We start from the raw sequence: 19,692 nt of genomic DNA, 5'->3' as shown, positions 1-19,692 counted from the left end.
CCCCGGGTCCCTAGCCGTTACCATGGACGGCCCTGTACCTGCTCCGCCGTCGCCGCCCTCCGGCGCGAGCGGACGCCCCTGATCCACGAGTCCCATGTCCAAAGACAAGTCCGCCGAACACACCCCGCTGATGAAGCAGTTCTTCGCAGCCAAGTCCGACTATCCGGACCTGCTGCTGTTCTTCCGCATGGGCGACTTCTACGAGCTGTTCTACGACGACGCGCGCAAGGCCGCGCGCCTGCTCGACATCACCCTGACCCAGCGCGGCAGCTCCGGTGGTGCACCGATTCCGATGGCCGGTGTGCCGGTGCACGCCTACGAGGGCTACCTGGCACGGCTGGTGGCGCTGGGCGAATCGGTGGCGATCTGCGAACAGATCGGCGACCCGGCACTGGCCAAGGGTCTGGTCGAACGCAAGGTGGTGCGTATCGTCACCCCGGGCACCGTTACCGACGAAGCGCTGCTGGACGAGCGCCGCGACACCCTGCTGATGGCCCTGTCGCGCAACAAGAGCGGCTATGGGCTGGCCTGGGCCGACCTGGCCGGCGGCCGCTTCCTGGTCAACGAAGTCGACACCGATGACGCACTGGAAGCCGAGCTGGCCCGTCTGGAACCGGCCGAACTGCTGGTGCCGGATGAAGAGAACTGGCCCGACTTCCTGCGCCAGCGCAGCGGCGTACGCCGCCGCGCGCCGTGGCTGTTCGACGCCGACAGTGGTCGCCGCCAGCTGCTGAACTTCTTCAAACTGCACGACCTCAGCGGCTTCGGCATCGACGACAAGCCGCGCGCCACGGCCGCTGCCGGCGCCCTGCTCGGCTATGTCGAGGAAACCCAGAAGCAGCGCCTGCCGCACCTGACCTCCATCTCGATGGAGACCGCCAGCGAAGCGATCGCGATGAACGCGGCAACGCGTCGCCATCTGGAGCTGGACACCCGCGTCGACGGCGATACCCGCAATACCCTGCTCGGCGTGCTCGACAGCACGGTGACACCGATGGGTGGCCGCCTGCTGCGCCGCTGGCTGCATCGGCCGCTGCGCCTGCGCGAGGTGCTGGTGCAGCGCCACCACGCGGTGGAAACACTGATCGACCGCGGTGCGGAGGCGGATATCCGCGAACAGTTCCGCCGCCTCGGCGACCTGGAACGCATCCTCACCCGCGTCGCCCTGCGCTCGGCGCGGCCGCGCGACTTCTCCACCCTGCGCGATGGCCTCGGCCTGCTGCCGGCCGTCCGCGAGGTGCTGGCACCGCTGGATTCACCGCGACTGCAGACCCTGCACGCGGCACTGGGCGAGCACGACGAGTGCGCGCACCTGCTGGCCAGCGCCATTGCCGAAATGCCGCCGCTCAAGCTCAGCGATGGTGGCGTGCTGGCCGATGGCTTCGATGCCGAACTGGATGAACTGCGCCGCCTGTCGACCCACGCCGACCAGTTCCTGGTCGACCTTGAACAGCGCGAGCGCGAGAGCAGCGGCATCGCCACCCTGAAGGTCGGCTACAACCGTGTGCACGGCTACTACATCGAAATCAGCAAGGGCCAGTCCGAGCGCGCGCCGGTGCATTACACCCGCCGCCAGACACTGACCAACGCCGAGCGCTACATCACCGAAGAACTGAAGGCATTCGAGGACAAGGTGCTGTCCGCGCGCGACCGTTCGCTGTCGCGCGAGAAGTATCTGTACGAGCAGCTGCTGGACACGCTGGGCACCCAGCTGGAGCCGCTCAAGCAGTGCGCCGCCGCGCTCAGCGAACTGGATGTGCTGGCCGCCTTCGCCGAGCGTGCGCAGGCGCTGGACTGGGCACGCCCGGAACTGCAGGCCGAGCCGTGCCTGAAGATCGAACGTGGCCGCCATCCGGTGGTGGAAGCGGTGCGTGACCAGCCGTTCGAGCCCAACGACCTGGACCTGCACCCGGACCGTCGCATGCTGGTCATCACCGGCCCGAACATGGGCGGTAAATCGACCTACATGCGGCAGAACGCGCTGATCGTGCTGCTGGCCCACATCGGCAGCTTCGTGCCGGCCAGCCGCGCGTTGATCGGCCCGATCGACCGCATCCTGACCCGCATCGGCGCAGGCGACGATCTTGCCCGCGGGCAGTCGACCTTCATGGTCGAGATGGCTGAAACCAGCTACATCCTGCATCACGCCACCGCGCATTCGCTGGTGCTGATGGACGAGATCGGCCGCGGTACCTCCACCTACGACGGCCTCGCCCTGGCCGACGCGGTGGCGCGCCACCTCGCCTACGAAAACCGCTGTTACACGCTGTTCGCCACCCATTACTTCGAACTGACCGCGCTGGCCGACGAACAGCACGAGGGTGGCCGCAGCGGCATCGCCAACGTGCACCTGGATGCAGTGGAGCACGGCGAAGCCCTGGTGTTCATGCATGCGGTGAAGGACGGCCCGGCCAACCGCAGCTTCGGCCTGCAGGTGGCCGCGCTGGCCGGCCTGCCGCGTGCCACCGTGGCACAGGCGCGTCGACGCCTGGCTGAGCTGGAACAGCGCGGCGGCGAAAGCCATGCCGCCGAACTCGCCCCGCAGGCGCTGGATGCACCGCAGCAGTTCGGACTGTTTGCCGCCCCGCCGAACAAGGCGCAGGAGGCGCTGGCCGCGATCGACCCGGACGAGCTGACGCCGAAGCAGGCACTGGAAGCGCTGTACCGGTTGAAGGCGCTGCTGTAATCCCGGCCGCCGGGCATGGCCCGGCGCTACCGTTGTAGAGCCGAGCCCACGCTCGGCTGCCCTTCGCACTTCCGTCGTGTACACGGCGTTATGCTCGGGCGGTTCGTCCTTCACAGACCGGAGACCGCCATGAACACCGAATCCCTCGCTGCATCCCTCTTCCAGCAGCTGCAGCAGGGCCAAGGCCTGCAGCAGGTGTCGCAGCAGCTCGGCCTGGACAGCAGCCAGGCCACCCAGGCCGTCGGCAGCGCCCTGCCCCTGCTGCTCGGCGCGATGGGCCAGAACGCCAGTGAGCCGCAGGGTGCGCAGTCCCTGCTCAATGCCCTGCAGCGCGACCACCTCGGTTCGGCAGGCGGCGGCGGTGGCGGTTTCGATCTCGGCAGCATCCTCGGCGCGGTGATGGGCGGCGGCGGTGGCAACGCCACCAACGGCGCCGGCATCCTCGGCCACGTATTCGGCGGGCAGACCTCGCAGGCGGCCGAAGCGCTGGGCCAGAAGACCGGCCTGGACAGCGGCAAGTCCAGTCAGCTGCTGGCGATCCTCGCCCCCATCGTCATGTCGTTCCTGGCCCAGCGGTTTGCCCAGAGCGGCAACCCCGGCCAGCTCAGCCAGGCCCTGGGTCAGGAAGCACAGCAATCCGGCGGCGGCATCGGCAGCCTGCTCGGCGGTGCGCTTGATCAGGACGGTGATGGCCAGTTCGGCGCCAGCGATCTGCTCAAGCTCGGCGCCGGCCTGCTCAAGCGCTGATCGCGCACAACGATCCAAGCGCTGTCGACCATAGGCAGCCACTATCGCAGCGGTTGAATCAATCGAATTTACCCATCGTTAGGCGATGCCTATGGTGGGTAAGCGATCTGATTCCCTCATTCGCCAGTCCACAGGTAGAGACCCATGAAAAGCGAAGCGAAGTGCCCGTTCAACCATGCCGTCGTCGGTGATGCGACGACCAACCGCGACTGGTGGCCGAACCAGCTGCGCGTGGACCTGCTCAACCAGCACTCCACGCGCTCCAACCCCCTCGATGCGGGCTTCGACTACGCCACGGCCTTCAACGGGCTCGATTACAGCGCCCTGAAGGCCGACCTGAAGGCGTTGATGACCGACTCGCAGGACTGGTGGCCGGCCGACTTCGGCCACTACGGCGGCCTGTTCATCCGCATGGCGTGGCACAGCGCCGGTACCTACCGCATCGACGATGGCCGTGGCGGCGGTGGTCGCGGCCAGCAGCGCTTCGCGCCGCTCAACAGTTGGCCGGACAACGTCAGCCTGGACAAGGCGCGACGCCTGCTGTGGCCGATCAAGCAGAAGTATGGCCAGGCCATTTCCTGGGCCGACCTGCTGATCCTGACCGGCAACGTCGCACTGGAATCGATGGGCTTCAAGACGCTCGGCTTTGCCGGCGGCCGTCCCGACACCTGGGAGCCGGACCAGGACGTGTACTGGGGCCGCGAGACCACCTGGCTCGGCGGCGACGTGCGTTACAAGCACGGCTCGGAGGGGGTGGAAGAGAACCACGGCGTGCTGGTGTCCGATGACGACGCTGATGGCGACGTGCATTCGCGCAAACTGGAAAACCCGCTGGCCGCAGTGCAGATGGGCCTGATCTACGTGAACCCGGAAGGCCCGGACGGCAATCCCGATCCGGTGCTGGCCGCGCATGACATCCGCGACACCTTCGGCCGGATGGCGATGGACGATGAAGAAACCGTCGCCCTGATCGCCGGTGGCCACAGCTTCGGCAAGACCCACGGTGCCGGCCCCGCCGACAACGTCGGCAAGGAACCGGAAGCAGCGGGCCTGGAAAGCCAGGGCCTGGGCTGGGCCAACAGCTTCGGCAGCGGCAAGGGTGGCGACACCATCACCAGCGGCCTGGAAGTGACCTGGACCCGCACCCCCGCGCAGTGGAGCCATGACTTCTTCGAGATCCTGTTCGGCCACGAATGGGAACTGAGCAAGAGCCCGGCCGGTGCCCACCAGTGGGTCGCCAAGAATGCGGATTCGGTGATTCCCGATGCGCACGATCCGTCGAAGAAGCACCGCCCGACGATGCTGACCACCGACCTGTCGCTGCGCATGGATCCGGCCTACGAAAAGATCTCGCGGAAATTCCTTGCGGATCCACAGGCCTTCGCCGATGCGTTCGCCCGCGCCTGGTTCAAGCTGACCCATCGCGACATGGGTCCGCGTGCGCGCTATCTCGGCCCGGAAATCCCGGCCGAGGAATTCATCTGGCAGGACCCGGTGCCGGAAGCGAAGCACCCGCTGATCGACGCCAAGGACATCGCCGCGCTGAAGCAGAAGATCGCGGCGACCGGCCTGAGCGTGGCGGAGCTGGTGTCGACTGCATGGGCCTCGGCCTCGACCTTCCGCGGCTCGGACAAGCGCGGTGGTGCCAACGGTGCGCGCGTGCGCCTGACGCCGCAGAAGGACTGGGCGGTGAACCAGCCGCAGCAGTTGGCCAAGGTATTGGCCGCGCTGGAAAAGGTCCAGGCCGAGTTCAACGGCGCAGGCAGCAAGCAGGTGTCGCTGGCCGACCTGATCGTGCTGGCCGGTGGCGTCGGCATCGAGCAGGCGGCAAAGGCCGGCGGGCATGACCTGAGCGTGCCGTTCACCCCGGGCCGCACCGATGCCAGCCAGGAACAGACCGACGTTGAATCGTTCGCGGTGCTGGAACCGGCTGCCGATGGTTTCCGCAACTACCTCAAGGGCGCTTACAGCGTGCCGGGTGAGGCGTTGTTGATCGACAAGGCGCAGCTGCTGACCCTGACCGCACCGGAAATGACCGCGCTGGTCGGTGGCCTGCGCGTGCTCGGCACCAACGTCGATGGCGGCAAGCACGGCGTGTTCACCAACCGACCCGGCACGTTGAGCAACGACTTCTTTGTCAACCTGCTGGACATGGGTACGACCTGGAAGGCGACCGGCCGCGAAAGCTATGAAGGCCGCGGCCGCAACGATGGCGCCGCGCGCTGGACCGGCACCCGTGCGGATCTGGTGTTCGGCTCCAATGCCGTGCTGCGCGCATTGGCCGAGGTGTATGCCAGTGCCGATGGCGAGAAGAAATTCGTGCAGGATTTCATCGCCGCCTGGACGCGAGTGATGGAACTGGATCGCTACGACCTGCACGGCTGACATGACCGGGTAGATGCCAACCTTGGTTGGCACGCGGCACAGCGCCCACCAAGGTGGGCGACTACCAAAGCATTCGCGCCCTGCCCTGGTAGATGCCAACCTTGGTTGGCACACAACACAACGCCCACCAAGGTGGGCGACTACCAGAGCATTCGCACCCTGCCCTGGTAGATGCCAACCTTGGTTGGCACGCGGCAAAACGCCCACCAAGGTGGGCGACTACCAAAGCGTTCGCACCATGAACTGGTAGATGCCAACCCTGGTTGGCACGCGGCACACGGCAAAACGCCCACCAAGGTGGGCGACTACCAAAGCATTCGCGCCCTGCCCTGGTAGATGCCAACCTTGGTTGGCATGCGGCGCAGCCGCGGCGGTTTCAACGCGCACCGTCCTTCAACCGCTGCAGGATCGGGGCGAACAACGGCGCCTGCGTCGAACGCGGCGGCTGCACGGCGTCACCCTTCTCGACGGCCTGCCAGTACGATCCCGGCAGCGGCTTGTCGCCCAGTTCATAGTCCATGCCGTCCCAGCCGTCTTCGCGGAATGCGTAGAACGCCCAGTGCACCTTCTGCTGCTCGGCCACCGCCAACACATCGCGCAGGTAGCGGCCGCAGTCCGGCCAACGTCGCATGCAACCGAACTCACCGATCACCATGCGGTTGGCGCCGATGCCATGGGTCTTCGCCCAGTCCATCGGCTGCTGCAGGTAGCTGCGCACGCGCACGGCGTCCCAGCGCTCGCTGCGGTCGCCGAACGGCACTTCGGCGGGATAGCGGTACGGTGTGCTGCGCTTCTGGTTCGGCGCACTGGTGGCCGCATACGGCTCGTACATGTGCACGCTGTACAGCAGCTTCGCGTCGTCCAGCGGCGCAGGCCAGTAGTCGAACGCATCGGCCGCCGCGTACCAGCCAGCGTCGAGCATCAACGGCATGTCTGCATCGACCGCGCGCACGCTGGCCACCAGTTCCTTGTACAGCTGGCGCAGATCGCGCGGCCCGCCCTGCACCCCGGCATACCACGTCAGCATGTCCTCGCGGGAGGCGTGTTCGGCCAGCGTGGTGCCGTATTCCGGTGCCGGCTCGTTGATCAGGTTGTAGCCGGCCAACGCCGGGTGCCCTTTCAGCGCGGTCGCCAGATCACGCCAGAAGCGCTGCGCTGGTGCGTGGTTGTCGAAGGACTGCCACAGGCGCTGGTCGACCACGTCGCCGTTCTTCTGTTTCCAGCGCAGCAAGGGCAGTGACAGCGGCACCAGCACCACCTTCAGGCCCACGGCATTGGCGTCATCCAGCGCGCGACGCAGGGTCTCCACATCGGCCGGCACCAGTCCTTGATAGTGGTCGGCATCGCCCATCAGGAAATCGCGGCCGCCGGCACTGCGCCACTTGTCCGGGGTCAGTCGTACCCAGGTGGCGCCGGTCGCACGCAACGCCTGGAAATAAGCCTTGTCCGGTGGTGCTTCGTTGAAGCTGTTGCCACCGCGCTGCGGGGTATCCCAGAAGGTGATGTCGGCGGCGAACACCGGGACGGCGGCGGACAGGGCCAGGCACAGCAGGCTGCGGCGCAGGAACATGGTGGGCTTCCATGAAGAGGACCATCCAACGTGCGGGGCGCAAGCCGAACGGTGGCTGAGCGCAGGCGGTACAGCGCCCACCAAGGTGGGCGACTACCAAAGCGTAGGCCGGACCCACGACACGGTAGATGCCGACCTTGGTCGGCACAGGGCACAGCGCCCACCAAGGTGGGCGGCTACCAGAGCGCTTTCAGTCCGGCCACTACGTCACAGCGCATCGAGATCACCCAGGGCGCGGATCAACCGGCGTGCGCGCTTGTCCGGCTTGTGCTCCGGTGCCTGGTAGCCATCACGCGCGGCAATGCGCAGCGCACGCAGTTCGGCACGACGCGCTTTGGATGCCTCGCTCTCGGCATACAACTGCTGCGCCACCGGTGCCGGTCCGCGCTGGTCGCTCAGGCCCAGCACCTGGATCTCGAAGTGTTCTTCACCGCGGTCAACCAGCAACTGCTCTCCCACACGCACCGCGCGCGAGGATTTCGGGCGCTGCCCGGCCACGGATACCTTGCCGGTCTCGATAGCCTGTTTTGCCAGACTGCGGGTCTTGAAGAAGCGGGCCGCCCACAGCCAGATGTCCAGACGGACGCTGGGCGCCAACGGGGAAAGCTCGGACATCGACAGGGACTACTCCGTTCGCTTGTTCAGGGGGCGCGGATTGTCGGGGTCGGTACGGCAACCAGTGCCCCCGATCAATGCCGGCGTTCCGGCCGCCAGATCCTGGCGCTGGCTGCCGACCAGGCACTCGGGGCGGTCGGTCGGCCGCACCTGGGTATCGCCCAGCCGGTCACCTGACGAACATGCGGCCAGTGCCGCTGCGATCAAGGCCACCGCGATCATCCGCATCGCCTGCTGTCGTTGATGCATTGCCACATCCTGCAAACCGGCTTGATGCTAGTGTGCGCCTCCCGGGAATCGATCACCACTCCATGGCCAAAGCGCCGCTTGACCTGACCTCCGGCCCGATCGGCCGCAACCTGCTGCTGTTCGCGCTGCCGATCCTGGCAGGCAACATCGCGCAGTCGCTGAACGGCTCGGTGAATGCGGTATGGGTGGGGCGCTTCCTCGGCGAAGCGGCACTGACCGCGACCGCGAACGCCAACAACATCATGTTCTTCCTGATCGGTTCGGTGTTCGGCTTCGGCATGGCCTCGACCATCCTGATCGGCCAGGCCATCGGCGCGCGCGACATCGCCCAGGCACGGCGCGTGGTCGGCACCAGCGCCACGTTCTTCATCGGCCTGTCGGTGATCATCGCCATCGCCGGCTGGTTCCTGGCCCACCCGCTGCTGGCGGCGATGGGCACGCCGGCTGCCTCGCTGCCCTTGGCCGAGGCCTATCTGCGCATCATTTTCCTGGCGATGCCGACGCTGTACGCCTTCGCCTTCCTCAGTGCGGCGCTGCGTGGTGCCGGCGACTCGCGCACGCCGTTCCGCTTCCTGCTGGTCTCGGTGGTGCTGGACATCGCCCTGAACCCGGTGCTGATCTTCGGCATGGGGCCGTTCCCGGAACTGGGCATCGCAGGCTCGGCCTGGGCCACGCTGGTGTCGCAGACGCTGTCGCTGGCCGCCCTGCTGCTGTACATGCGGCACAAGCGGCACACGCTGTGGCTGGGCCGCGCCGACATGCACCTGTTCAAGCTGGACATGACCATCCTGCGTGCGCTGGTGGTCAAGGGCGTGCCGATGGGCCTGCAGATGGTGCTGATCTCGCTGTCGGTGATCATGCTGATGACGATGGTCAACCAGCACGGCACCGATACCGGCGCAGCCTACGGTGCGTCGCTGCAGCTGTGGAACTACGTGCAGATGCCGGCGATGGCGATCGGTGCGGCGTGTTCGTCGATGGCCGCGCAGAATGTCGGTGCGCAGCGCTGGGATCGCGTGCGCGGTACCGCACGCCAGGGCATCCTGTTCAACTTCCTGCTGACCGGCGCGTTGATCCTGCCGCTGGTACTGCTGGACCAGTATTCGCTGGCCTTGTTCCTGCCGCAGGGCAGCGAGTCGCTGCAGATCGCGCGGCACCTGAACCACATCGTGATCGGTTCGTTCCTGTTCTTCGGCGTCAGCTTCGTGATCTCCGGCGTGGTGCGGTCCACCGGCGCGGTGCTGCCGCCGCTGCTGATCCTGGCGGCGTCGCTGTGGGGCGTGCGCGTGCCGTTCGCCGAATTCCTGCAGCCGTACTGGGGCGCGGACGCGATCTGGTGGAGCTTCCCGGCCGGTTCGCTGGTATCGATGCTGCTGTCGCTGGCGTATTACCGCTGGGGCGGCTGGCGCAAGGCGAGGATGATCAGCAAGCCGGTGCACGCGGAGGAACTGGCCACGCCATCGGAGATTCCGGCCTGCCCGCCTTCGCCGGTGGCCGACCCGGATGCGGCGCTGGAAACCACCCCACCGCGTTGAACATGCACCGGTAGTGCCGGCCGCTGGCCGGCAGCCGCGCGATGCCTGCGAAGTCCATGGGGTTGCCGGCCAGCGGCCGGCACTACCGTTTCTTCTTTTCTACGTTGTGCTTGGGGGAACTACATGCGTTCGCCGGGCAGAGCACTGGCCTGCCGCACCCAGTCGAGGAACCGCGCCTCGTCCAGTACCCCACCCTCAAGGATGTGCAGATAGCGGGTGTCGGCGCTCTTGGACGGTTCAGGCGGAACGGGCTGCAACAGCGCACCGCGGAAGAACGCGACCTTGATGTAGCGGGCGAAGCAATGAAAGCTGAGAAACCAGCCCTCACCGGCAGCGACGCCGTACATCGGCGAGTTCCACTTCACTGCCTTGTGCACGCCGGGCACGGCCTGTTCGATCAGTGCGTCCAGACGTGCACCAACAGCCCGTTTCCAGTCCGGCATGGCGTCGATATAGGCCTGCACGGGCGCATCGCCCTCACCCTTGGCGATCTGCGGATTACCACCAGACAGCAGCTTGGGCGAAGCACTGTTGGCAGGTCGCTTGGCGGGCATCGCAGGGGCCATGGGGGGTCGAAGGTCCGAGCGTACGCCGCCGCCCCGCAGCGGTCACGGCGCACTGCGCCATGGCTTCAGAGGCTGCGGCGGAACTGCTGCCAGGTAGGCAGCTTGCGGGCGCCGCGCAGGAACCACATCAGGGTGGCCATCACCAGGCCGAACATCACGCCGGCTGCCACCCCGGCAAGCAACAGCAGCTCCAGCGCCGGTGCTCTGCCCTGCCACAGCAGCAGCCACATCAGCACCGTCCAGAACACGCCAAACAGCAGGCCCTGCAGCAGCGTATTGGTCAGGAAACCAGCCAGTATCGGCGGTGGCAGCGCGATACCCAGCCGCCACAGCATGCGGTGCAGCAACGGGGCCGCTTCCCGCCGCGGTACGCCGGAACCGTCCAGGAAGCGCAATGCCACCTGGATGTCCGCCGGGTATCGATGGTCGGTCTCATCCATCCACTGAAACTAACGAGACGATCCCGCAAACGCAAACGGCCGCCCGAAGGCGGCCGTCGCGGCAACAACCGAAGTTGTTTATCAGCCCTTGGTTGCCAGACGGGCAGCCTTGGCGGCAGCAGCAGCAGCCAGATCTTCCTTGATGCGGGCAGCCTTGCCTTCCAGGCCACGCAGGTAGTACAGCTTGCCGGCGCGGACCTTACCACGACGCTTCACTTCGACCGAGTCGATGATGGCGCTGTGGGTCTGGAACACGCGCTCGACGCCGTAGCCGTGCGAGATCTTGCGCACGGTGAACGAGGAGTTCAGGCCGCCGTTCTTGGTCGCGATGACAACGCCTTCATAGGCCTGCACGCGCTCGCGGGTACCTTCCTTCACCTTCACGTTGACGATAACGGTGTCGCCCTGGCTGAACTGCGGCAGTTCACGGGTGATCTGGGCGGATTCGAATTCCGCGACGATGGACTTGTTCAGCTTGCTCATGGGTTACACCGATTCATTGTTCGGGTGGGCGTGTCATTCGACAGCGTAGGCTCATGCAGTCACCGGACTGTGCTGCACGTTTGTTTTGGGTACTGCGTGCCGGCCGAGGCTGGCGGTAATTGACCATCATAGCCGATAAAGCGGGGCTGGCGCTAGGGCCTGCCCTTTTCTGCCGGGGCCTGGCGGGCGTGTGCCAGCAGCTTGCGGTCGGCCTTGCCCAGCGCCTGTTCATCCAGCAGGTCCGGGCGCCGCTGCGCGGTACGGATCAACGACTGCTGCCGGCGCCAGGCGGCGATGGCGGCATGGTTGCCCGAGCGCAGCACGTCCGGCACGTCACCCAGCGGATGCTGGGCCGGTTGGCTGAAATGTGGGCAGTCGAGCAGGCCGAGGTCGCCCTCGAAACTATCCTGAGCGGCCGATTCGGCGTCATTCAAGGCGCCTTCCTGCAGCCGGGCCACGGCATCGATGATGACCGCAGCCCCCAGCTCGCCACCGGACAGCACATAGTCGCCAAGGGAGATCTCCTCATCGACATTGGCGGCCAGGAAACGTTCGTCGATGCCCTCATAGCGGCCGCAGAGCAGGACCATGCGCGGCAATGCCGCCAGTTCCCGCACCTTGGCCTGGGTCAGCGGCGCACCCTGCGGGCTGAGATAGATCACCCGCGCAGGCGTCGGATCGGCCTCGCGGATCGCCTGCAGGCAGGCCTGCAGTGGTTCGATCAGCATCACCATGCCCGGGCCACCGCCGAACGGACGATCGTCCACCCGGCGGTAGTTGCCCTCGGCGTAATCACGGGGATTCCAGCCATGCAGGCTGAACAATCCCTTTTCCTGCGCACGGCCGACCACGCCCAGCCCAGCGGACTGGGCGAGGAAATCGGGGAACAGGGTGATGACGTCGAAACGCATGCTCACACTCAGAACTCGGGGTCCCAGTCGACCACGACCAGATTGGCCTCGAAGTCGACGGATTTGACGAACTCCGGCACGACGAACGGAATCATCCGCTCGCGGTCACCGCGTACGACCACCACATCGTTGGCGCCGGTACTGAACAGGTGCGAGACCTGGCCGAGGGCAACGCCTTCGACGGTCTTCACATCCAGGCCTTCCAGATCGACCCAGTAATACTCGTCGGCACTCGGCGGTGGCAGCGCACTGCGGGCCACGAAGACCTCGGTGCCATGCATCGCCTCGACCGTGTCGCGATCCTCGATACCCGGGAAACGGGCCACCAGGTGCTTGCCGGTATCCCGGCCACGGGCGCCTTCAAGCGTCGATTCCTGCCCGTTGGGGCTGCGCAGGATCCACGGTTGGTAACGGAAAATAGCGGAACGCGGCTCGGTCCAGGACTCGAGCTTTATTTCGCCGCGCACACCAAAAGCGCCGACAACCCTGCCAAGCAGGATGCGGCGCTCGTTATCTTTCATCTGCGTTCAATCAGATGGGCCGCACCAGGGCGCGGCCCGTCAGGATCAGGCCGCAGCGGCCTGGGACTTGCTCGCTTCCTTGATCAGGTTGCGAACTTTCTCGGTCGGCTGGGCGCCGTTCTTGACCCAATGGTCAACGCGGGCCAGGTCCAGCTCGATGCGCTTCTCGCCACCCTGTGCAACCGGGTTGTAGAAACCAACGCGCTCGATGTTGCGGCCGTCGCGGGCGCTGCGGACGTCGGTGACGATGATGTGGTAGAACGGACGCTTCTTGGCGCCGCCGCGGGTCAGTCGAATCTTGACCATGGTGGTTTTTCCTATTGCCCAGTCGCCAGGATGGCGCGGTAAGCGGGCGATTATAGCGGCAGAGTCCGGCCGAGCCAACCCCGCGGAAAAACGGACCTGTCCGGTAGCGACGGGCCATGCCCGGCGGCTTTCAAGACTTCCCGTTCAGGAAAGCGCCTGCCAGGGCACCCGGCCCAGCACCGCCCTGCCCTGTTCGGCCAGGGCCTGCGAACCAGGCAGCACGTAACCGTCGACGGCATCCAGCGCCCACAGTCCGCTGGCGTTGCAGGCGAAGCCGGCCTGCATGCCGGCCAGCTCGTTCAGTTGCAGCGGGCGGATCTGCTGTGGACCCGTCCAGCCCGCCTGCAGCAGCGCTTCAGCGGTTCCCCGCAGCGCAGGCGCCTGCGGCCAGACCAGGTGTTCGCCGTCATGCACCGCCAGGTTCCAGGTCGTGCCCTCGCTGATCTGCCCATCGGCAGTCACCAGCAGCGCGTCGTCGAAACCCGCTGCCAGCGCGGCACGGCGCTGGGCGAACAGGCCGAACGTGCCGACGTGCTTGATCTGCGGCAGCTCGCGCTGCCAGGTCACGCTGCGTACGCGCTTGGGAGCGGTCAGCGCGACTGGTGCGGAGACGGCAACCAGTACATCTACCGGCACGTTTGCCAGCGGATCGCGGAAATCGAAACGGCGCGAGAACACGGTGACCCGCATCGATGCATCGATCTGACCGGCCTGCTGCAGCGCCTGCGCCATCCACGCCTGCACCTGTGCGACATCGAGCGCGCTGCCGAACAACGCCTGCGTTGCCTTGGCAAGACGCTGCAGATGCAGGTCGAGCCCCTGCACCGCGCGGCCGCGCACCTGCAGCGAGGTGAAGTGGCCGTAGTTGGTCAGCGCCGGCAACAGGTCTTCGGCCCGCGCCGTGGCGCCGTTGCAGGTCACCGTCATCGCAGCAGTGCCCGCGCCTGTTGCCACATATCACGCAGCACGTCGGCGGCCGGCGCTGCCGGTGCCATCCACGCCGACTGCCCGGCCCAGGCCTGCATCGCGGCAAGCCGGTTTTCCTGCGTGGCCTGCTTGCGCATCGGAGCGGTCAGGCCGCGCTGCACCGGATACGGGCGCGGCGTAGGTGCACCCTCAGCGGCAGCTGCACGCACGTAGGCGGTCGCCAGGCCACGGCCCAGGCGCCCACTGAACGCGCGGGTCGGCCAGGTGTCTTCGGGTTCGCTGCGGGCCAACGCATCGGCCCACGCCGGTGCCACCGCTGCTTCGGGTGTGCGCAGGAAGGCCGTGCCGATCTGCACGGCGCTGGCCCCGAGCATCAAGGCAGCAGCAATGCCGCGACCATCGCCGATGCCGCCCGCAGCGATCACCGGAATACTCAAGTTGTCCGCCAGCCGCGGCAGCAGTGCGAACAGGCCGACCAGCTGCTGTTCTGCACGAATCGGATCGAAGGCGCCGCGATGGCCACCGGCTTCGGCGCCCTGCGCGACTACCGCGTCAGCCCCCGCATCCTGTGCAGCACGCGCTTCGGCCAGCGTCGTGGCGCAGGCAATCCAGGCGATGCCCGCATCCTTCAACTGCTGCACATGACGCGGCGACAGCACGCCCATGATGGTCGAGGCCACCGCCGGCCGTGCCGCCAGCAGCGCACTGAACTGCTCCTCGAAATCGGCAGGCGTGGCATCCGCTGCGCTGGCCGCAACCTCCGGCCCCCACTGGCCCAGGAATGCACGCGTGGCGGCCTCGGCGGCGACATCGCGCACCGGCGCGGGATCGGGCAACCACAGGTTCACCTGCGCCGGCCCGCTGGACGCGGCCCGGAAGTCCTGCATCCATCGACCGATATCAGCCGCCGGCGACAACACGGCGCCCATCGCGCCCATGCTGCCAGCGTTGGCCAGCGTGGCCGAAAGCGGAACCGGACAGGCGCCGGCCATCGGTGCCAACAGGATCGGCAGCTGCAATGAAAAACGCCGACAGAAATCGTCGGCGCGTTCGAGAATCGGCGAAAGGCTCACGCGACGCACCTGTGGGAGGAGTCGCTGCCAGCATACGCCAGACATTGTGGACGGGAGCGTCGCATCGGGCGATCCGCTCCCGCGTTGCTCAGCGTGCAGACACCGCGTAGGTGCGGACCAGCTGGCTGTCCATTTCTTCGTTGAACTTGAACGTCACATAGCGTGCGTCATCAGCGGCGAACTCTTCCTCGGCGCTGGCACGGCCGATCTCGGTGCCTTCGGCATCCAGTGCACGCGCCACCAGCTTGCCCTTGAAGGCCTTGTCGGCCACCACGTAGACCGCCGCGTCCTTGGAGCCCATGCCCCGGCTCTTGCCGAGGGTGACGGTAAGGCCCTGCGCGGCCAGGCCCGGATCGGCCTGCAGCGTCACGTTCATCTTCTTGTCCACACCCTCGCCCAGCCCGGCGACGAAATCGGCAGCGGTACCACTGATGGCACTACCGGCCTTCTGCGACACGGAGGTGTCGTCCTTGCAGGCAACCAGACCCAGGGCCAGCGCCATCACCACGATCGACTTGTTCATGCACATTCCTTTGATTGATTCCGCGGGTTGTTCAAGCGTTCGATACAGCGCGCGCTCAGCGGAACGGCATGCCACGGCCGCCCATGGCGCCCATCATGCCCTTCATGCTGCGCATCATGCCCTTCATGCCGCCACCGGCCATCTTGCTCATCATCTTTTCCATCTGCATGTACTGCTTCATGAGCTTGTTGACGTCGGCCGGCTGGGTGCCCGAGCCGCGCGCGATGCGGGCACGACGCGAGCCGTTGAGCAGGTTCGGGTTGCGCCGTTCCTTCTTGGTCATCGAGCTGATGATGGCGATCATGCGCGGCACTTCCTTGCCCTGGCTGACCTGCTGCTTGAGGTGTTCGGGAATCTGGCCCAGGCCCGGCAGCTTGTCCATCAGGCCTCCGATGCCGCCCATGTTCTGCATCTGCTCGAGCTGGTCGCGCATGTCGTTCAGATCGAACTTCTTGCCCTTGGCGACCTTCTCGGCCAGCTTCTGCGCCTTGTCCTTGTCGACCTGCTGCTCGACCTGCTCGACCAGCGACAGCACGTCGCCCATGTCGAGGATGCGGCTGGCGATGCGGTCCGGGTGGAAGACATCCAGGCCTTCCGGCTTTTCGCTGACACCGACGAACTTGATCGGCTTGCCGGTGATGTAGCGCACGCTCAGCGCGGCGCCGCCACGGGCGTCACCGTCGGTCTTGGTCAGCACCACGCCGGTCAGCGGCAGCGCATCACCGAAGGCCTTGGCGGTATTGGCCGCGTCCTGGCCGGTCATGGCATCGACCACGAACAGGGTTTCAGCCGGGTTGACCGCGGCGTGCAGGGCCTTGATCTCGGCCATCATCGCTTCGTCGATGGCGAGGCGGCCGGCGGTATCGACCAGCAGCACGTCGACGAACGACCTGCGTGCATCGTCGATCGCGGCGCGGACGATGGCCTCCGGCTTCTGCTCGGCGCTGGACGGGAAGAACAGCACGCCCACCTGCTCGGCCAGCGTCTTCAGCTGCTCGATCGCCGCCGGACGGTAGACGTCGGCCGAGACCACCATCACCTTCTTCTTGCGCTTTTCCTTCAGGTGCTTGGCCAGCTTGCCGACCGTAGTGGTCTTGCCGGCGCCCTGCAGGCCCGCCATCAGGATGATGGCCGGAGCGGGAACGTTGAGGTTCAGGTCGCTGGCTTCGGCGCCCATCACCGCGGTCAGCTCGTCGCGCACAACCTTGATCAGGGCCTGGCCCGGGGTCAGCGACTTCAGCACTTCCTGGCCGACCGCACGCACCTTGATGCGCTCGATCAGGGCCTGCACCACCGGCAGCGCGACGTCGGCTTCGAGCAGCGCGATGCGGACCTCGCGGGTCGCCTCGCGGATGTTCTCTTCGGTCAGGCGGCCACGGCCGCGCAGGCGCTCGATGGTGCCGGAAAGGCGCTGGGTCAGGGACTCGAACATGCGGCGCAACCTGTCTGAAAGCGGGGGACAATAAGGCCCACAGTATAACGGGTCCACCGCGCTCCCCGGACTGCGACGCCAGGCCCGTCGCCAGCACCCCGGGGGTATGCGAAACTTCAACGATGACAATCGTTCTCATCGCCGTCCTGCTCTACCTGGCCGCCAGCGCCCTGCTGGTGCGCGCCCTTGGTCGCGACGACGGGGTGACCTCGCCGGCCTGGCTGTGGCCTGCACTGCCGGCGATGCTGCTGCATGGCGGCTACCACGTGCTGGTGGCGATGCGCACGACCGGCGGACCGGACATGCACTTCTTCGCCGCGCTGTCGCTGGTAGGCCTGGGCATGGCCTGGCTGACCTCGCTGGTGGGCGCACGCGGGCGCATGTCCACGTTGGGCGTGGTGGTGTTCCCGCTGGCCGCGCTGCTGCTGCTGGTCTACCACGGCTACGGCCACGAACCGAGCAAGCTGCTGGGGTGGCGCCTGGCCAGCCACGCCTGGTTGGCGCTGCTGGCCTACGCCACATTGAGCATCGCTGCGCTGCTGGCGATCATGCTGTGGCTGCAGGAACGGGCGCTGCGCCGCCGTGAATTCCGTCCGTGGCTGCGTGCGCTGCCGCCGATGGCCGACCTTGAATCGCTGCTGTTCCGGGTGATCACCGTCGGCTTCGCCCTGCTGACCCTGACCCTGGTCACCGGCGTGCTGTTCGTCGACGACCTCCTGGCGCAGAAGCTGGTGCACAAGACGGTGCTGAGCGTGCTGTCGTGGATCGTGTTCGGCGTGCTGCTGATCGGCCGCCGTCGCTATGGCTGGCGCGGCACGAAGGCGGTGCACTGGACGTTGACGGCGATGTTGTTGCTGCTGCTGGCGTTCTTCGGCAGCCAGTTCGTGATCGAGCTGGTATTCGGGCATTCGCGATAGAGGCGTGCCGACCAACGGTCGGCAATCGGAGCACAGTAGATCCACGCCATGCGTGGATGCCCCAGATGCTCAGGGCACCGGCTGGGCCAGGATCTTGCGCACCGAGCGGCCGCTGTTGGTGAGGATGTCATCGACCTGCCAGCAGCCCTCGCCCTTGCGCACCATCGGCAACCGCGTCACGTAGGCCTTGTTCCATACCGCATATCGCATCTCGACCTGGCCGGACGTGGCTGAAGCCTGCTTCCAGCTGTAGCGCACGGGTCCGTCGATATCCCCGTCCTGCGCGTCCAGCCACGGATCGGAATCGATCATGCAGATGCCCTCTTCGCGCACCTGGCAGGCACGTTCGCCGTGCAGCGCCTTGGCAAACGCCACGCTGACCAGTGCCTGTGGCGGCTGCAGCAGGTCGCCCTTGCCGGTGGTCGCTTCGAAGAAGGCCCGTGCTACGTCGGCCGGTTGCTGGCAGGCAGGCGCAGCCTGCGCGGTGGAGGTCAACAGCAGGCTGACGATCACCAACATCCCTGTCTTTCGCATATCCAGTTCCTTGATGGTGGAGGGACGCCGGGCATGGCCCGGCGCTACCGGCAACACGTATGGGTAGCGCCGGGCCATGCCCGGCGAGCCCGCAGCGCGGCAGAGATTACAGCCCGTACCGCTCGATCGCGTCCAGGTGCGGCTGGCGATCCTGGTCGCAGGCCTCGGCCAGGCGCAGCCAGCAGTGCGGGTGCGCCCAATCCGCCGTAGCCTGCTGCAGGAAGCGATGCAGCGCCAGCGGCGCGTGGTCCTGCGGCTGGGCGACGGTGAACAACAGACCCGGCAGCGTGCCGTCTTCCGCGTCCGGATCGGTCACGGTGTAGTCCGCACGGCTGTGCGACCACACCTGCCAGCCCTGTGCCTCGGCGGCTTCCACGAAGGCGTTCCACGCCTGCTCGCCCGGGTGCGCGCCATCGACCAGCCAGCTGCGCGCGAAACCACCCCGCTCCAGCACGTGCACCTGCGCATAGGTCGGAATGAAGTGCTCGCGCTCCGCTTCGTCCTCTGGTGCCGGGTGCACCAGGCCGGCGTCGAACACCACCCAGTCACCCACCTGCTGCGCACGGTTGGCTGGGGCGTTCTCGACGATGCGCGCGGTCACCGGGCCGCTGCGGCGGGCGTAGTACTCCATCGGCTCGCCGCCTTCTTCGCTGCGGATGATCACCCAGCCCCACGGCTCTTCGACCACGCCCTGCTGGCTGGACAGTTCCATGCCGATCGCTGCTGCCGAGCGGCGCACCGCATCCCAGTCGCGCGCCGCGCTGGCCGCACTCATGTGGTCCCAGTGAGCGGCGTTGGGCTCTTCCAGCAGTTCCACCAGCTGCGCATAGCAGGCCTGCGCCTCGCTGAAGCGGCCGGTCTCCATGTACATGCGGGCAAGCGTCCCGCGTGCGCCGTTCGAGCCCGGCGACAACGCCAGCAACGCCTGCGCGGCCTGTTCCAGTGCCGGCCAGTCGGACGCGCGCCGTGCGCGCTGCACCTCGCACCAGTGCGCGAACACCGGCACGCTGTCGCGGTAGGTCGCGGCCAGCCTGCGCAGGCCGTCATCGTCGCCCTGCTCGGCCAGCCAACGCATCAGCGTGTAAGCCGCTGCACCATCTTCCTGCGCGTGGCCGCGCACGAACTCCCACAGCAGTGCCTGCGCTTCGGTCTTCGCGCCACAGGCATGCAGCGCCGAAGCGGCCACCTCTGCCAGCGCGCCGTCGTCCGGCCGCTCGGCGTGCGCCTGCAGCAGCCACTGCGCTTCACGCTCGGGATCGCGTGACTGGGTCT

20 protein-coding genes are annotated in these 19,692 nt (G+C 66.9%); 5 read left to right on the top strand and 15 right to left on the bottom strand.

The features are described from left to right. The first annotated feature begins 94 nt into the window (after positions 1–94). From mutS to katG, 3 genes are all read left to right on the top strand, one after another. The gene (gene mutS, locus DBR20_RS04900; RefSeq protein WP_108265396.1) at positions 95–2,686 is read left to right on the top strand and encodes a DNA mismatch repair protein MutS; all 2,592 of its coding nucleotides are present in this window, start codon (positions 95–97) and stop codon (positions 2,684–2,686) included. 129 nt (positions 2,687–2,815) lie between these two features. Next, the gene (locus tag DBR20_RS04895; RefSeq protein WP_108265395.1) at positions 2,816–3,433 is read left to right on the top strand and encodes a DUF937 domain-containing protein; all 618 of its coding nucleotides are present in this window, start codon (positions 2,816–2,818) and stop codon (positions 3,431–3,433) included. A gap of 144 nt (positions 3,434–3,577) precedes the next feature. Then, entirely contained in the window at positions 3,578–5,818 is a 2,241-nt protein-coding gene (katG, locus tag DBR20_RS04890) for a catalase/peroxidase HPI (protein WP_108265394.1), read from the top strand. A gap of 376 nt (positions 5,819–6,194) precedes the next feature. Here katG and DBR20_RS04885 read toward each other — a convergent pair whose 3' ends face one another. The 3 genes from DBR20_RS04885 to DBR20_RS04875 form a co-directional block, all read right to left on the bottom strand. Next, positions 6,195–7,388, bottom strand: coding sequence for a cellulase family glycosylhydrolase (locus DBR20_RS04885; RefSeq protein ID WP_229979325.1), 1,194 nt, complete (start codon positions 7,386–7,388; stop codon positions 6,195–6,197). 207 nt (positions 7,389–7,595) lie between these two features. Next, on the bottom strand, positions 7,596–8,003 hold the full coding sequence (locus DBR20_RS04880) for an RNA-binding S4 domain-containing protein (protein WP_089239660.1): 408 nt from the start codon (positions 8,001–8,003) through the stop codon (positions 7,596–7,598). A gap of 9 nt (positions 8,004–8,012) precedes the next feature. Beyond that, positions 8,013–8,252, bottom strand: coding sequence for a hypothetical protein (locus tag DBR20_RS04875; RefSeq protein WP_100464017.1), 240 nt, complete (start codon positions 8,250–8,252; stop codon positions 8,013–8,015). Between the two features lie 62 nt (positions 8,253–8,314). Here DBR20_RS04875 and DBR20_RS04870 point away from each other — a divergent pair, with 62 nt between their 5' ends. Continuing rightward, positions 8,315–9,787, top strand: coding sequence for an MATE family efflux transporter (locus DBR20_RS04870; RefSeq protein WP_108265393.1), 1,473 nt, complete (start codon positions 8,315–8,317; stop codon positions 9,785–9,787). A 119-nt stretch (positions 9,788–9,906) separates the two neighbouring features. On the opposite strand, the gene DBR20_RS04865 is transcribed toward DBR20_RS04870, so the two are convergent. The 10 genes from DBR20_RS04865 to ffh form a co-directional block, all read right to left on the bottom strand. Further along, positions 9,907–10,341: a DUF1801 domain-containing protein gene (locus DBR20_RS04865; RefSeq protein ID WP_108265392.1), complete on the bottom strand. Its 435-nt coding sequence runs from the start codon at positions 10,339–10,341 to the stop codon at positions 9,907–9,909. 77 nt (positions 10,342–10,418) lie between these two features. Continuing rightward, a complete protein-coding gene (locus DBR20_RS04860; protein WP_108265391.1) occupies positions 10,419–10,793 on the bottom strand; it encodes a DUF6404 family protein in 375 nt (124 codons plus the stop codon). A gap of 81 nt (positions 10,794–10,874) precedes the next feature. Next, the gene (rplS, locus tag DBR20_RS04855) at positions 10,875–11,276 is read right to left on the bottom strand and encodes a 50S ribosomal protein L19 (protein ID WP_108265390.1); all 402 of its coding nucleotides are present in this window, start codon (positions 11,274–11,276) and stop codon (positions 10,875–10,877) included. A gap of 152 nt (positions 11,277–11,428) precedes the next feature. After that, positions 11,429–12,187 carry a tRNA (guanosine(37)-N1)-methyltransferase TrmD gene (gene trmD / locus DBR20_RS04850; RefSeq protein ID WP_108265389.1) on the bottom strand — a complete coding sequence of 253 codons (759 nt, stop codon included), beginning with the start codon at positions 12,185–12,187 and terminating at the stop codon, positions 11,429–11,431. A gap of 8 nt (positions 12,188–12,195) precedes the next feature. Next, positions 12,196–12,708: a ribosome maturation factor RimM gene (gene rimM / locus DBR20_RS04845; RefSeq protein ID WP_089239644.1), complete on the bottom strand. Its 513-nt coding sequence runs from the start codon at positions 12,706–12,708 to the stop codon at positions 12,196–12,198. Between the two features lie 45 nt (positions 12,709–12,753). Next, positions 12,754–13,014 carry a 30S ribosomal protein S16 gene (rpsP, locus tag DBR20_RS04840; RefSeq protein WP_025873821.1) on the bottom strand — a complete coding sequence of 87 codons (261 nt, stop codon included), beginning with the start codon at positions 13,012–13,014 and terminating at the stop codon, positions 12,754–12,756. Positions 13,015–13,158: 144 nt separating this feature from the next. Further along, entirely contained in the window at positions 13,159–13,941 is a 783-nt protein-coding gene (locus DBR20_RS04835) for an aminotransferase class IV family protein (protein WP_108265388.1), read from the bottom strand. Then, entirely contained in the window at positions 13,938–15,014 is a 1,077-nt protein-coding gene (locus DBR20_RS04830) for a nitronate monooxygenase (protein ID WP_108265387.1), read from the bottom strand. The genes DBR20_RS04835 and DBR20_RS04830 overlap by 4 nt, the downstream gene beginning before the upstream one ends. 88 nt (positions 15,015–15,102) lie before the next feature. Next, on the bottom strand, positions 15,103–15,537 hold the full coding sequence (locus tag DBR20_RS04825; protein ID WP_089239638.1) for a hypothetical protein: 435 nt from the start codon (positions 15,535–15,537) through the stop codon (positions 15,103–15,105). A 55-nt stretch (positions 15,538–15,592) separates the two neighbouring features. Beyond that, positions 15,593–16,969, bottom strand: coding sequence for a signal recognition particle protein (gene ffh / locus DBR20_RS04820; protein WP_108265386.1), 1,377 nt, complete (start codon positions 16,967–16,969; stop codon positions 15,593–15,595). A gap of 122 nt (positions 16,970–17,091) precedes the next feature. Here ffh and ccsA point away from each other — a divergent pair, with 122 nt between their 5' ends. Beyond that, positions 17,092–17,886 carry a cytochrome c biogenesis protein CcsA gene (gene ccsA / locus DBR20_RS04815; RefSeq protein WP_108265385.1) on the top strand — a complete coding sequence of 265 codons (795 nt, stop codon included), beginning with the start codon at positions 17,092–17,094 and terminating at the stop codon, positions 17,884–17,886. Positions 17,887–17,955: 69 nt separating this feature from the next. Here ccsA and DBR20_RS04810 read toward each other — a convergent pair whose 3' ends face one another. Beyond that, a complete protein-coding gene (locus DBR20_RS04810; protein WP_108265384.1) occupies positions 17,956–18,420 on the bottom strand; it encodes a hypothetical protein in 465 nt (154 codons plus the stop codon). A 106-nt stretch (positions 18,421–18,526) separates the two neighbouring features. Beyond that, positions 18,527–19,692: tetratricopeptide repeat protein (locus tag DBR20_RS22685; protein WP_258223210.1), on the bottom strand; the 1,166-nt coding region annotated here is incomplete at its 5' end.

Source organism: Stenotrophomonas sp. HMWF023, assembly GCF_003060985.1.
GTDB lineage: Bacteria > Pseudomonadota > Gammaproteobacteria > Xanthomonadales > Xanthomonadaceae > Stenotrophomonas > Stenotrophomonas lactitubi.
Note: the sequence above shows the minus strand (reverse complement) of the source record. Positions and strands in the feature narration are given on the sequence as shown.

What these genes read in the sequence shown, in the direction of transcription:
- mutS (WP_108265396.1), top strand. Translation starts at nt 95, where the DNA reads ATGTCCAAAGACAAGTCCGCCGAACACACCCCGCTGATGAAGCAGTTC.
- DBR20_RS04895 (WP_108265395.1), top strand. Translation starts at nt 2,816, where the DNA reads ATGAACACCGAATCCCTCGCTGCATCCCTCTTCCAGCAGCTGCAGCAG.
- katG (WP_108265394.1), top strand. Translation starts at nt 3,578, where the DNA reads ATGAAAAGCGAAGCGAAGTGCCCGTTCAACCATGCCGTCGTCGGTGAT.
- DBR20_RS04885 (WP_229979325.1), bottom strand. Translation starts at nt 7,388, where the DNA reads ATGTTCCTGCGCCGCAGCCTGCTGTGCCTGGCCCTGTCCGCCGCCGTC.
- DBR20_RS04880 (WP_089239660.1), bottom strand. Translation starts at nt 8,003, where the DNA reads ATGTCCGAGCTTTCCCCGTTGGCGCCCAGCGTCCGTCTGGACATCTGG.
- DBR20_RS04875 (WP_100464017.1), bottom strand. Translation starts at nt 8,252, where the DNA reads ATGCATCAACGACAGCAGGCGATGCGGATGATCGCGGTGGCCTTGATC.
- DBR20_RS04870 (WP_108265393.1), top strand. Translation starts at nt 8,315, where the DNA reads ATGGCCAAAGCGCCGCTTGACCTGACCTCCGGCCCGATCGGCCGCAAC.
- DBR20_RS04865 (WP_108265392.1), bottom strand. Translation starts at nt 10,341, where the DNA reads ATGCCCGCCAAGCGACCTGCCAACAGTGCTTCGCCCAAGCTGCTGTCT.
- DBR20_RS04860 (WP_108265391.1), bottom strand. Translation starts at nt 10,793, where the DNA reads ATGGATGAGACCGACCATCGATACCCGGCGGACATCCAGGTGGCATTG.
- rplS (WP_108265390.1), bottom strand. Translation starts at nt 11,276, where the DNA reads ATGAGCAAGCTGAACAAGTCCATCGTCGCGGAATTCGAATCCGCCCAG.
- trmD (WP_108265389.1), bottom strand. Translation starts at nt 12,187, where the DNA reads ATGCGTTTCGACGTCATCACCCTGTTCCCCGATTTCCTCGCCCAGTCC.
- rimM (WP_089239644.1), bottom strand. Translation starts at nt 12,708, where the DNA reads ATGAAAGATAACGAGCGCCGCATCCTGCTTGGCAGGGTTGTCGGCGCT.
- rpsP (WP_025873821.1), bottom strand. Translation starts at nt 13,014, where the DNA reads ATGGTCAAGATTCGACTGACCCGCGGCGGCGCCAAGAAGCGTCCGTTC.
- DBR20_RS04835 (WP_108265388.1), bottom strand. Translation starts at nt 13,941, where the DNA reads ATGACGGTGACCTGCAACGGCGCCACGGCGCGGGCCGAAGACCTGTTG.
- DBR20_RS04825 (WP_089239638.1), bottom strand. Translation starts at nt 15,537, where the DNA reads ATGAACAAGTCGATCGTGGTGATGGCGCTGGCCCTGGGTCTGGTTGCC.
- ffh (WP_108265386.1), bottom strand. Translation starts at nt 16,969, where the DNA reads ATGTTCGAGTCCCTGACCCAGCGCCTTTCCGGCACCATCGAGCGCCTG.
- ccsA (WP_108265385.1), top strand. Translation starts at nt 17,092, where the DNA reads ATGACAATCGTTCTCATCGCCGTCCTGCTCTACCTGGCCGCCAGCGCC.
- DBR20_RS04810 (WP_108265384.1), bottom strand. Translation starts at nt 18,420, where the DNA reads ATGCGAAAGACAGGGATGTTGGTGATCGTCAGCCTGCTGTTGACCTCC.